Below are 12,745 nucleotides of genomic sequence, written 5' to 3' on the forward strand. Positions count from 1 at the left end.
ATGGACGGACGCGGCGAGACCGGCGAAGACTGGGGGCCATTCGGACGTCCGCTATTCAATGACCCCTCAGTCCGGGCGTTAAGCCGTGTGGGCGTGGTGGATGTTGGGTCAAACTCGGTCCGCCTTGTGGTTTTTGACGGCGCCGCCCGCAGTCCGGCCTATTTCTTCAACGAAAAGATTCTTTGCGGGTTGGGGACGGGCTTGCTCGAAACCGGGCGGCTGCACCCCGAAGGTCGCATCCGCGCCCTTGCCGCAATCAAGCGTTTTCAATCACTTGCTGACAGTATGAACCTGCCGCCGCTCTCCGCCGTCGCGACAGCGGCCGTTCGCGAAGCCAGCGACGGCCCCGACTTTCGTGCTGACGTGCTGCGCGAAACTGGGTTGGAGATTTATGTCATCGACGGCAAAGAAGAGGCCCGGTTTTCAGCGCAAGGTGTGCTTCTAGGCTGGCCGGAGGCAAATGGCCTGATGTGTGATATCGGGGGATCTTCACTTGAGCTTGCCGCGATCTCGAAAGGTCAAGTCGGCAAGTGTGTGACCTCTCCGCTTGGGCCGTTGAAACTGGCGGGCATACCGGGCGGTAAAAAGGGCCTAAAGGACGAGATTTCGCGTGTGGTGCAGCAACTGGCCGATGACATGGGCACCGATCACCAACGGCTTTATCTGGTCGGCGGCTCCTGGCGGGCGATCGCGCGATTGGATATGGAACGGCGCGGCTATCCCCTGACAGTTTTGCACGAATACCGCATGACGCCCAAATCGCTTATCACCACGCTGAAGTGGATCGACGAAGTAGATTTGGAACAGGTGCGCCAACGCACAGGCACGTCGTCTGCCCGGATGGCGCTGGTGCCTATTGCCGCGCAGGTCCTGCGGCGGCTCGTCCGCGAGTTTCGCCCGAAAGAGATCGCCGTCAGCTCCTATGGTATCCGCGAGGGGCTGCTTTATGAACAGATGCCCGAACGCCTGCGCAAACGCGACCCGCTGATCGAGGCGTGTTACGTGGCTGAACAGAAGGACGCACGCATTCCGGGCTTTGGCAAACGCCTGTTCACCTTCCTGCAACCGCTGTTTAAGGCGGCCAAACCCAACGAGTTGCGGGTCATCAAAGCCGCTTGCTTGTTGCACGACGTCAGCTGGCGCGCCCATCCCGATTACCGGCACGAAGTGTGTTTTGACAACGCCACCCGCGCAAACCTTGGCGGCCTGACCCATCAGGAACGCGTATTTTTGGGGACGGCGTTATTGCACCGTTACAAAAACGGGCGCGAAGGTTCGCGGTTCGAGCCGCTGTTTGATATCCTTTCAGAGAAAAGTGCCATGCACGCCGAGGTTTTGGGAAAAGCGATGCGCTTTGGCGCCATGCTGACGATGGATGACCCGACAAAACTGGGTGGGCTGAAGTGGTTCCCGAAGAAGCGCCAGCTTGTTCTTACGCTGAAAAACAACGGCACAGATCTATTTGGCGAGGTCGCCGAAGGCCGCTTCTATACGCTTGCCGAAGCGCTGGGCGCGGAAGGCATCGTCAAGCTTCGCCGTTAAGGCGTGGTTGCGGGCAAATTCTGGCTATAGCTCGGTTTCACTTGGCGATTCATCTTCGGGCACCAACGGCGTTCGACGCCTGATGATGATATCGCCGTTTGGAAGGGTCTCGGGTGGATAATAGGCGTTCATGTCGCCGAAACGCTTGACCAGTTCGGCCCATCCTTCGGCCCATTTATCAGCCATTGGCTCAACCTCGTTTGCCAAACCCTCCAACAGCAACTTAAAGCCGCGGTTCAGAAGCTCTGTTCCTTCAGATAGCTGGGGGTTGTCTGACAAGGTTTCTCCCTCGCCCTCTGCCAATAGCGGAGAGGACAGGCAAGCGACGGTGACCATCGTCACCACTGCGGTTTTCACAATCTGTTTCATGGGACATATGTAGGCGCGATCTGCGCGATGTGAAGGCTACAGATCAAGGTCGATTGACACTGGAAAGTGGTCCGACGCGGTCAATAGTGCTTCGCGTAGTGCGTCCGCCGCGTAGCATTCCGGGTCATCAAACGGATGCCAGATGCGCCAGCGCGGGGATTTGGCTGCCAGATCCGGTGACACCATAACGTAATCAAGCAGCGCCTGAAGGAACCGCTTTTCTTTCGCGATGTAAAACCGCGACGAAGCTGGGCGCGCGCCGGACTTATGGGTCAGGATCATGCGCGCATGTGGGTCATACATACTGATCGCGTCATCTTCGCCCATAACGATTTCAACACCGGAGCGGCCAAATAGCTTTTCGTATTCATCCAATCCCGGACCATCGTTGAAGTCGCCTAGTACGATCAGCGGCTCGCCTGCGGCCAGATGGTCATCCACCCGGCGGCGTATCCAGATGCACTGCGCCATTTGCTTACGACGGTTTTCGATCGCCACGCGCATGATTTCGGCCGCGCCCTGCGCGCCGTGCGGGGCCTTGGACTTGACGTGTACCCCAATCAGGCGCAGCGGGGTTCCGGTCGCTCTATGTGTCAGCTCCACCTCCAACGGCGGTTTGGAAAATACGATGGGCTCTGGCATCGCATCAGTATCAAGATCAAGCTGAAACATCATGTCAAATCGCGGCGCAATGGTCCCACCCACGTCACCTTTCGGATCATGGCGGGCTGAAAACACATTGGGATCGTAAAGCAGCGCGATTTCCTGCTGCGTGTCGTTGGCAAACCCGATCAACGCCTTACGTGCACGCAGATCAAACAGCTCGGCAAAACTTTCAAGTGCGGTGGTTGTGTCGCGGCGTTTGTTCTGATCGGGCGCCTCAACCACCATCACGGCGTCCGCATCCAACAGCTTGAACACAACCCCAACAGCCTTCAGCTGCGCACGGCGCGTAACGTCACGCCGTCCGGACCATTGCTCGTCGACGAGGGGGCGCCCATCATCGTCGAACAGCGAATTGAACCATTCGACGTTATAGGTCGCAATGCGCATCAGTCGCGATCCTTGCTGATTTCTTCCCATGCCCGATTGACGGCGATCAGGCGCTTTTCGGCCAGCTTCACGGCTTCTTCCGGGACACCTCGCGCAATCATCCGGTCGGGGTGGCTTTCACGCACTTCGTCGCGCCAAACCGCGCGGATATCCTCTAGCGACATATCCGATGTAACGCCCAGAACATCATAGGGGTCTGGGTGCGCATCCGGCACAAGGCGCGAGCGCAAGGCCGTAAACTTGCGCGGTGATATACCAAAAATGTCAGCCACATGTTGCAGGTAATCATCTTCGGCCGGATGGTATTCGCCATCCGCTATTGCGATGTGAAACAGCCCCTCCATCAAATCACAAAGCGCTGGGTCATCGGGGCCGAACATCGCCGCCACTTTCTGGGCATACAGTTCAAATCCGGCGACATCAGTGCGCGCCAGATTGAACAGGCGGGCGGCATTCTTTTCTTCGCTGTGCGGGATCGTGAAAACTTCACGGAACGCCGACACTTCGTCGCGCGTCACCTGCCCATCGGCTTTCGCCATTTTCGCCCCAAGCGCGATCACCGCAATCGCAAACCCGGCCGAGCGTTCGGGCGGCGTGCGCAGATGTGCGAAAACGTCTGAAAGGCCTTCGCCTTTGGCAAGTGCGGACAGCGCGATAGTGATGCGGGACCAGATTGACATGCGGACTTGTTACACAACCCGCGATGCAAAAACGAGCAGAAAGCGCATTGCCCACCCGTTGTTTCCTATCGCAAAAGCATTGGGTTGCGTGTCAACGACTTGCGAGGCGTGGTGTGACCGCGCTTGATTTAAGTCGGCCTTGATCGGCGCGATGGAAACCGTTTAAAGCAACTTCTGCATCAGGACGAGGTCATGCCACTGATCAAACTTGCATCCAGCCTGTTTGACGCGACCCACGGTGGTAAACCCCATCGCAGCGTGAAACGGCACGCCGTCTGGGTTTGAGGCCGAGACCCCAGCGATCAGCGACCGCACACCAAGCGCTCGGGCGGCGTCTTCCAGCGCGACCATCAACGCACGGCCAAGCCCCCGCCCCCGCGCCTCGGCGCTAAGCATGATCGAATGTTCCTTGGTCTGCGCATATCCTACGCCAGAACGAAACGGGAAAAGGGCTGCAAATCCGATGACCTGACCGGCGTCTTCCGCAACCAGAAAGGCGTCAAATTCCGCGATGGCTTTGGCCACTTCGTCTGGCGATTTGCCGACACTATTGAAGGTGATCAGCGTTTCGCGAATTGCGAAGTTCCACAGGGCTTGAATGGCTGGCACGTCTGCCTTGGTCGCGGGTCGTATCATGGCAGTTCAACCAACCCCTTTGGCGTATCCAGCCAAGCGGACAGACCCGGCGCGCCAGCGTGAACCGAAATGCGGTCATCTGCGACGAGCGGGGCAAGCGCGACGGACAGGGCTTCGGCTTCTGGATGTGTGATATCAAGCGCGGTTAGGCGCAAACCCTGATCTGGCAGGTTCGGTGCAGGCTGCGCGCCTTTCCAGCATAATATCCCGGGCGCACATCCCGAAAATGGAAGTCGCCCGTCCTTTGGAATTGCCATATCCCAAGCATATGCGCCCCGTTTCAGTTCCACCGACATCCCCATGCCGTCGGGCGCACGATGCAAGGCGTCAACTAGGTCGGGCACCCGCAGCACCCAGTTGGTCAGACGCGCCGGGCCGGTAAAGTAGTCCAAATCAAACCACCTCGCGCGACCGGGGTCTGGTGCGTCTGGATTGATCGCGATGACTTCCAGATAGGCCGACGGCCCCAGCGACAAAAGCGCATTGTGGGTGCCCATGAGCGGGTGGTCTCCTCCCCCCGTCATGGGCACCCCAAGCAGGTCCTCAATAAACGCCACGCCTTCGGAAAGGGTCGCGGAGGACACCACAAGGTGGTCAAATTCTCCCAGCGCCAAGCTCGTCTCCTTTTGGTCTGGGATAACGCTGGCGGGAAATACCGCCAGCCGCAAGTGTCTTGTCGCCTAGTCTTTGGATGCGCGTACCAATTTCAGGATATCCTGCGCGGCTTCGGGAATGTTCGTACCCGGCCCAAAAATCGCCTTCACACCGTTTTTGTAAAGGAAATCATAGTCCTGTTGCGGGATGACCCCGCCACAAATAACGATGATTTCCTCGGCGCCCTGTTCTTTCAGTGCATTCACCAATTGCGGCGCCAAGGTCTTGTGACCAGCGGCCTGCGAGCTGATGCCAACGATATGCACATCATTGTCGATGGCGTCCTGTGCTGCTTCTTCGGGCGTTTGGAACAGCGGGCCAACGTCCACGTCAAAACCGATATCGGCAAAGGCAGTCGCGATCACCTTGGCGCCCCGGTCGTGGCCGTCCTGGCCCATCTTCACCACCAACATACGCGGGCGACGGCCTTCGGCGTCGGCGAAATCTTCGACCGACTTCTGGATCGCGGCAAAGCCTTCGTCGCCTTCGTAAGCGGCGCCATAAACACCGGCCAGCGTTTTCACTTCGGCGCGGTGGCGGCCGAATTCTTTTTCCATAGCCATAGAAATCTCTCCGACAGTTGCGCGCGCGCGCGCGGCTTCAACGGCAGCATCCAACAGGTTGCCGCCTTCCTTCGCGCGACGGGTCAGTTCGGCCAAAGCAGCCTCGCAGGCCGCGCTGTCCCGTGTTGCGCGGATCTTTTCAAGGCGTGCAATCTGGCTTTCACGCACGGCCACGTTGTCCACGTCCAGAATGTCAATCGGGTCTTCTTTTTCCAATCTGTGCTTGTTCACGCCAACAATGGTTTCTTCGCCGCGGTCGATCATAGCCTGACGCTTGGCGGCCGATTCCTCGATCCGCAGCTTGGGCATTCCGCTGGCCACGGCCTTGGTCATGCCGCCCATCTCTTCGACCTCTTCCATCAAGGCCCACGCTTTGGTGATCAACTCGTCGGTCAGCGCCTCGACGTAATATGACCCCGCCAGCGGATCGACCACGTTCGTCACGCCGGTTTCTTCTTGCAAGATGATCTGCGTGTTGCGCGCGATCCGGGCTGAAAAGTCCGTAGGCAGAGCAATCGCTTCGTCCAGCGCGTTTGTGTGCAGCGACTGTGTGCCGCCCAGCGCCGCCGACATGGCTTCGTATGCCGTGCGGATCACGTTGTTATAGGGGTCTTGCTCCTGCAAACTGACGCCCGAGGTCTGACAGTGCGTGCGCAGCATTTTTGAGCGGTCGGACTTCGCATCAAACTCGGTCATCACACGGTGCCAAAGCGTACGGGCAGCGCGCAGTTTGGCGGCTTCCATGAAGAAATTCATGCCGATGGCGAAGAAGAAGGACAGCCGGCCCGCGAATTTGTCGACGTCCATGCCAGCCTCGATCGCTGCACGCACATACTCACGACCGTCAGCCAACGTATAGGCCAGCTCCTGGACCAAGTTCGCGCCCGCTTCCTGCATGTGGTAACCCGAGATCGAGATCGAGTTGAATTTCGGCATCTCGTTCGAGGTATATTCAATGATGTCCGAGATGATCCGCATCGACGGTTCCGGCGGATAAATATACGTATTGCGCACCATGAACTCTTTCAAAATGTCGTTCTGAATGGTGCCTGAAAGAAGCGCCTTGTCGTGCCCCTGCTCTTCGCCCGCGACAATGAAGCTGGCAAGGATCGGCACCACAGCCCCGTTCATCGTCATCGAAACCGAGACCGTGTCCAGCGGGATGCCATCGAACAAGATCTTCATATCCTCAACGGAATCAATCGCAACACCGGCCTTGCCCACGTCACCAACCACGCGCGGGTGGTCGCTGTCATAGCCCCGGTGGGTCGCCAGATCGAAGGCGACGGACACGCCCTGCTGACCGGCGGCCAGATTGCGGCGATAGAAAGCGTTTGATTCCTCAGCCGTTGAAAATCCCGCATATTGCCGAATTGTCCAAGGACGTCCTGCATACATCGTGGCCTTCACACCACGGGTGAACGGGCCAAAACCGGGCAATGTGCCCATGTGGTCCAGATCCCGTGTGTCGTCCGCTGTGTAAAGCGGCTTCACGTCGATCCCTTCCAGCGTGTTCCACGTCAGGTCATCAAGCGCACGACCACGAAGTTCCTTCTCGGCCAGCTCTTTCCACTTGGCTGTATCGCTCATCACATCATCCTTTTCGTCGTCTTGGGCCCGCATCCACGCGGGCAATTACGGGGCCACCGATCAGACGGGATCTCCGGCGGCGAAATAAAGCTTTCGGTCAACTGGGTCGAGGATGATCACCCCGCCCAACGCATCAGAATAGGCCAGCGTCGCACCCGGTCGCGTCAACGCGATCCTGAACCCAACACTGATTTCGTTTGTCAGGCACCGATCAACCAATGCGGCGGCTGCCAACGCCTGTTTCCCAAATGCGCCGTCGCCGGACATCAGCAGGGCGTCGGTCAGGTCGTGCGGTGACCGCTGCGGATCGCGAAGCACGGCTGTCCCCTCACGACGATAGGCTGTTTGCGCCGCTTCATGGCTTGTGTGGGTGACCACACCCGGTTTCACGTCATTTTCGGTTGCGCGGAAAACAGCGGCAGTGCAGCGCAGCTTACTTTCAAAAAACAACGTATCACCTAGGAAAAACCTGTTCTCCAACGCGGCGCGCAAGTCTGCGGCAGTGTTGCGATCGCAACCCGCAAGCCCAAAGCTGACCAAATACAGCGAGGCCAAAAGACCCGCATCGCGGATGGGCCGTGCGTGCGTGCGCTGGATCATTGCACCGCCTCCTGCATCACGAAGGTTGCCCCAGCAGGCAATGTCGGGACGAACGCATCAAGCTTGGCGCGCAGATCGGCGACCGCATCCGCGCTGGTTGCATAAAAGCCGACCTGACTGTCGCCCAGTGCGCCGGTAGGCGGGGCCGCGTGCAGCTCGCCCAGCCGCACCCAGTCAGGGCCGATGGTGCTCTGTAACCAGCGGTCATAAATCATCACCAGTTCGACATCCCGCGCCGCAGCCAAAGGTGCGCCCCACCCTTGCGCTGGTATCGAGCGCCGCGTTTCCAGCGCTTCTTTCGAGGCCAGCCCAAACAGGTCGAGCACATAGTTCGGGTTGCGCCAGACCACCAAACCCAGATCATTCACGCCCACGGGTGCCTTGACATATTCATGGGCAAACCGCGCCATTTGGTTTTGTTGCAGCGAAATGCCACGCGGTGAATAGACGGACGAAGAAACGATGTTGGCATAATACTGCACCGAACAGATCGCCATGGCGGCAACCACTGCCAGAACGGTCGTATTCTGCAACGCGCCGTCGCTGCGGCCTGCGGCCACGACCAGCATCGCCGCAAGGAAAACGAGGATATAGATTTCATAGCGGTCCATCCAGCCAAACTGGCCGAACGCAAGATGTCCAAGCCCTGCAAAGCTGGCGACGGCAAACATCAACACAAGGCGGCGATCGCCAAGCATCCGACTGCGCAGAAGGTTGATCAGCGCCAGAAACAGCAGCAGGGCAAAGCCAATCGCCACAAGCCCGCGCATTTTTGCGGCTATTCTGGCGATGAAGTACTCGAACTGCCCCATACCAGGCGCCGCGCCAACGCCCAGTTTCGCGTTGACCGAGTTGGGCAGAGGGTCCAACCCCAGTGTCGTTAAAAAATACATGAAGCCGACCACCGGTAGGATCGACGCAACGCCAAGCAGCACTCCAAGTCGGGCGCGCCCGTCGAAGATCAAAAACAGCGCGGCTGCGACCGAGATTGCCATCGCCTCAAACCGGATCATCGGCCCAAGGATCATCCCGGCAATCAACAAGACCGACACGCGGTCTTCATCGCCGAGATGTTGAATGCCGCGAACCACGGCCAGCGTGGCAAGGATGTGCAACGTGTGCTCCATCCCTGAAAACGCCAGTTGCGGCAGGTTAAGTGCGAGCAGCCCGAACACCGCCACGACAAAGCGCGCACCGGTCCGGCCAAGGGCGTTCACTACGATACGCGCCCACAACAAACATGACGCCACTAGCGCCAGAATATTGATCAAAAGCGGGAAATACCGCTGGATCTGAAGCCCGGAAAATGGCGCCAGCAAGTAGGGGTAAAGCGGTGATGATGCGGCCGAGGCATATTCGCCCGCATTCACGCCATAACCACCGGCGGCGATGCCATCCGCCATTGCCAGATGGATATAGACGTCGTCCAAAGGGTATTCGAACCGCCCTGCGATCGAGTAGGCCCCGAATTGAATGGCAGCAAAGACAACCAGCGCCGCAAGGACGGCCAAAAAGGGAACCGCATAGCTTCGGTCGGACGCAGCGCTGGTTGCAAATGCCATCTTTATTCGAACTCCATGATCACTTCATCAACCGCCAGACTGTCACCGGCCCCGGCATTGATTTTTGAAACCACGCCCTTCTTTTCAGCGCGCAGGATGTTTTCCATCTTCATGGCTTCGATGGTGCACAGGGCTTGACCCTCTTGCACCTCTTGCCCCGTCTCAACATCCACCTTCACCATCAGACCCGGCATCGGACACAGAAGCATTTTCGAGGTGTCGGGCAGCACCTTTTCGGGCATCAGGCGGGCCAATTCTGCTTGGCGTGGGGTACGCACATTCACCGTCAGGTCAGCCCCGCGCGTCCGCATACGGAAGCCAGATGTGATCTTGTTGACCTTCAGAACCAACGGTTCACCACTGACATCCAGAGTTGCCAAACTGTCGCCCGGCGTCCAAGCGGACTTGACGCGCAGTTTCGAGCCATCGTCGAATTTTACCGTCGAGCCCTTCTTGTCAGCCTTGATTTTGACGACAAATTCCGTGTCTTGCAGCGTTACGACCCAGTTTTTCCCGACCTTACGTTCGTGATTGTCCATACGGCCCGACACGCGCGCACGGCGAATTTCAGCAACACGGAACATCGCGGCAGCAGATGCCGCGATACGCTTCAAATTCTTTTTCGGAAGTTCTACGCCTTCGAACCCATCGGGATATTGTTCTTCGATGAAGGCGGTGGTCATTTCACCCTTGATGAAGATCGGGTGGTCCATCACAGCGGACAGGAACGGCAGGTTGTGGCCGATCCCTTCCACTTCAAAGCTGTCCAACGCCACGCGCATCGCTTCGATAGCTTGGTCGCGCGTCGGCGCCCAAGTGCATAGCTTGGCGATCATCGGGTCATAGTACATCGAGATCTCACCGCCTTCAAAGACACCCGTATCATTGCGAACGGCGACATCTTTACCTTTCGGTGCGTCGCCCTGCCACTTGTCATTGTCGAGCAACGGACCCGCCGCGATTTCGGCAGGTGGACGGTACGCCGTCAAACGACCAATTGACGGCAGAAACCCGCGATAGGGGTCTTCGGCATAAAGACGGTTTTCAATCGCCCAGCCATTCAGCTTGATATCATCCTGCTTGATCGAAAGCTTCTCGCCAGCTGCCACACGGATCATCTGCTCAACAAGGTCGACGCCTGTAATCAGCTCGGTCACCGGGTGTTCCACCTGAAGGCGGGTGTTCATTTCAAGAAAATAGAAGTTCTTGTCGCCATCGACGATGAATTCCACCGTACCGGCGCTGGCATAATCCACCGCCAGCGCCAACGCGACGGCTTGTTCGCCCATCGCCTTGCGGGTGGCTTCGTCCAGAAACGGGCTGGGGGCTTCTTCGACGACTTTTTGCTGGCGGCGCTGGATTGAGCATTCACGCTCGCCTAAATAAATGCCATTGCCGTGGCTGTCACACAGAACCTGAATTTCGATGTGGCGAGGCTGCGTGATGAACTTCTCAATGAAAATCCGGTCGTCACCGAAGGATGACGCTGCCTCGTTCTTTGACGACTGGAACCCTTCGCGGGCTTCATCGTCGTTCCAGGCGATCCGCATCCCTTTGCCGCCGCCACCGGCAGAGGCCTTGATCATCACCGGATAACCAACCTGGTTCGAGATTTTCACCGCGTCTTCTGCATCTTCAATCAAGCCCATATATCCGGGCACGGTCGAAACTTCGGCTTCCTGCGCAATCTTTTTCGAGGTGATCTTGTCTCCCATCGCCTCGATCGCGCCCACGGGCGGGCCGATGAAGGCGACGTTTTCGGCAGCCAGGGCTTGGGCGAATTTCGAGTTTTCCGACAAGAACCCATAGCCCGGGTGCACCGCTTCAGCGCCCGTTTCTCGAACCGCCTTCATCACATTTTCTATGACGATATAGGATTGGTTGGCTGGCGACGGGCCGATATGCACCGCTTCGTCCGCCATCTTCACATGAAGCGCGTGTTTGTCAGCATCCGAGTAAATGGCAACCGTCTGGATTCCCATCTTGCGGGCGGTTTTGATCACGCGGCAGGCAATTTCGCCCCGGTTTGCAATCAGGATCTTTTTGAACATGTCCTGTCCCTTCGTTCATATGTGCGCACGGCGGGCAGAACCACCGTGCAGTTTTTCGTGCATATTGGCATAGAAAAGCCCACCGGGCGCAAACCCGGCAGGCTGAAATGAAGTCACGGTGTCGCGCGAAGCGACGGTCTGGTCAGTTACAGATGCGCATACCAACATCGTCGCACAGCGCGCCCGCGCCCGCGCCGATGACCGCACCGGTAAGAAGGTTGCCGCTGGCCGCTTTCGCAACCACCGCGCCTGTCGCCGCGCCGACCCCGGCGCGCTGAAGGTCGTTCCACTGGCATCCTGCCAGCATGACAAGGGCTGCGGCCCCCACGAAGAATTTGCTGATCTGCATCGTTGACTGCCTCTGGTTGTATTCTTATTGCCGACCAGTGTGCCGCGATTTGCGCGATTTCCAAAGCGAAATCTTGCGTCAGAACCGGCGCAATCGGCAAAAAAGAGGCCCGGTTCAGTTGCTAACGCAAAGAACCGGGCTGAAGAAGGGGAAGGGTAATGGTTTCGACAAACCATAGCGGAAAACGGGGATATGCTTTCCGCTTGCTTACGAGATTGGCACGCTTTACCCGCGATACAAGAACGCGAAACCCCCGCACCCGTGTTTTGGGCTGGAATCTGCCGGTTCGATATAGTGGCGGGCGAGTTCATGCCGATCATACCTCAAAAACGTCCGGAAATGCTGCGGCTGCACGGTTTATGTCGATCACCAGCAGGGCTTCATAGCTTTCTGGATCAAACGGATCTTCGGCGGCAATTACCTCGCGACCGAACAACCAAGACAGGCGCCCAGCATCCAGATTGCCACGCTCAAACGGCTGATCCCCAAAGCATTCCCACAACGCGGCCATAAAGCCCGCATCCGCGCGACGGTCGGCGGGGCGGCGGTCGGCATAGCGTTCACGCGCAATCAAAGGCGTTGCGCCGGACTTGTTGGGGCGGCGAATGGTGAATTGAAAATCCGTGCCCGCAAGGCGCCCCGGAAAACCCCTGTGCTTGGTCATATAAGGCAAGGCCATCAGAACCCCTCCCAGATGCACATACCATCCTCGGGACGGTAGGCTTCAAAAAATTGAGTGGCCTCGGGATCGGCGACCCCGAATTCCACCGCGCGGTCGGACAGGACGATAATGATTTGCGCGGGCATCTCGGCACCTGTTTCAGCCATGTGCGGCAAGACATAGTCCTGGCACAGCGCCACCATATCGTCCTCCGCCTGTAAGAATTCCACATCCCCCTTTTCACGCGCAATGCGAGGGGCCAGAAAACGAAAGCGTATGGCAGTGCCGACCGCACCGTCTTCACCTTCGATCACGTCCAGAAACGTGACGTCCTGCCCTGAAGGCACGTCGAAAGGAGCCCCCGCTTCAAAAACAGGGCTGGCCGCTTGTGATGCAGCCGACACGGACAGCGATAGAGACATAACAATTGCCCCC

At 58.2% G+C, this 12,745-nt stretch carries 13 protein-coding genes; 1 reads left to right on the forward strand and 12 read right to left on the reverse strand.

Going from position 1 to position 12,745, the window contains the following annotated elements:
* The gene (locus tag MUY35_RS15350; protein ID WP_248370059.1) at positions 1–1,542 is read left to right on the forward strand and encodes a Ppx/GppA family phosphatase; all 1,542 of its coding nucleotides are present in this window, start codon (positions 1–3) and stop codon (positions 1,540–1,542) included.
* A 24-nt stretch (positions 1,543–1,566) separates the two neighbouring features.
* Here the strand turns inward: MUY35_RS15350 and MUY35_RS15355 are convergent, their stop codons facing one another.
* The 12 genes from MUY35_RS15355 to MUY35_RS15410 form a co-directional block, all read right to left on the reverse strand.
* Positions 1,567–1,911, reverse strand: a complete 345-nt coding sequence (locus MUY35_RS15355; protein ID WP_248370060.1) for a hypothetical protein — start codon at positions 1,909–1,911, stop codon at positions 1,567–1,569.
* A gap of 36 nt (positions 1,912–1,947) precedes the next feature.
* Positions 1,948–2,964 carry an endonuclease/exonuclease/phosphatase family protein gene (locus MUY35_RS15360; protein ID WP_248370061.1) on the reverse strand — a complete coding sequence of 339 codons (1,017 nt, stop codon included), beginning with the start codon at positions 2,962–2,964 and terminating at the stop codon, positions 1,948–1,950.
* On the reverse strand, positions 2,964–3,644 hold the full coding sequence (locus MUY35_RS15365) for a molecular chaperone DjiA (RefSeq protein ID WP_248370062.1): 681 nt from the start codon (positions 3,642–3,644) through the stop codon (positions 2,964–2,966). The genes MUY35_RS15360 and MUY35_RS15365 overlap by 1 nt, the downstream gene beginning before the upstream one ends.
* 162 nt (positions 3,645–3,806) lie before the next feature.
* The gene (locus tag MUY35_RS15370; RefSeq protein WP_248370063.1) at positions 3,807–4,280 is read right to left on the reverse strand and encodes a GNAT family N-acetyltransferase; all 474 of its coding nucleotides are present in this window, start codon (positions 4,278–4,280) and stop codon (positions 3,807–3,809) included.
* On the reverse strand, positions 4,277–4,894 hold the full coding sequence (locus MUY35_RS15375) for a VOC family protein (protein WP_248370064.1): 618 nt from the start codon (positions 4,892–4,894) through the stop codon (positions 4,277–4,279). Before MUY35_RS15375 ends, MUY35_RS15370 begins: the two co-directional genes overlap by 4 nt.
* A 66-nt stretch (positions 4,895–4,960) precedes the next feature.
* The gene (gene scpA, locus MUY35_RS15380; RefSeq protein WP_248370065.1) at positions 4,961–7,087 is read right to left on the reverse strand and encodes a methylmalonyl-CoA mutase; all 2,127 of its coding nucleotides are present in this window, start codon (positions 7,085–7,087) and stop codon (positions 4,961–4,963) included.
* Positions 7,088–7,147: 60 nt separating this feature from the next.
* Complete coding sequence (locus MUY35_RS15385) at positions 7,148–7,687, reverse strand: hypothetical protein (RefSeq protein ID WP_248370066.1); 540 nt, start codon at positions 7,685–7,687, stop codon at positions 7,148–7,150.
* Positions 7,684–9,249 (reverse strand): hypothetical protein, encoded by a 1,566-nt coding sequence (locus MUY35_RS15390; protein WP_248370067.1) that lies wholly within the window; start codon positions 9,247–9,249, stop codon positions 7,684–7,686. Before MUY35_RS15390 ends, MUY35_RS15385 begins: the two co-directional genes overlap by 4 nt.
* A 2-nt stretch (positions 9,250–9,251) precedes the next feature.
* Entirely contained in the window at positions 9,252–11,300 is a 2,049-nt protein-coding gene (locus MUY35_RS15395) for an acetyl/propionyl/methylcrotonyl-CoA carboxylase subunit alpha (protein ID WP_248370068.1), read from the reverse strand.
* A 142-nt stretch (positions 11,301–11,442) separates the two neighbouring features.
* Positions 11,443–11,649 (reverse strand): hypothetical protein, encoded by a 207-nt coding sequence (locus MUY35_RS15400; RefSeq protein ID WP_248370069.1) that lies wholly within the window; start codon positions 11,647–11,649, stop codon positions 11,443–11,445.
* A gap of 316 nt (positions 11,650–11,965) precedes the next feature.
* Positions 11,966–12,313 (reverse strand): hypothetical protein, encoded by a 348-nt coding sequence (locus MUY35_RS15405; RefSeq protein WP_248370137.1) that lies wholly within the window; start codon positions 12,311–12,313, stop codon positions 11,966–11,968.
* Between the two features lie 14 nt (positions 12,314–12,327).
* Positions 12,328–12,732, reverse strand: coding sequence for a DUF6497 family protein (locus MUY35_RS15410; RefSeq protein ID WP_248370070.1), 405 nt, complete (start codon positions 12,730–12,732; stop codon positions 12,328–12,330).
* Positions 12,733–12,745: the final 13 nt, after the last annotated feature.

Source organism: Aliiroseovarius sp. S1339, from assembly GCF_023195695.1.
Lineage (GTDB): Bacteria > Pseudomonadota > Alphaproteobacteria > Rhodobacterales > Rhodobacteraceae > Aliiroseovarius.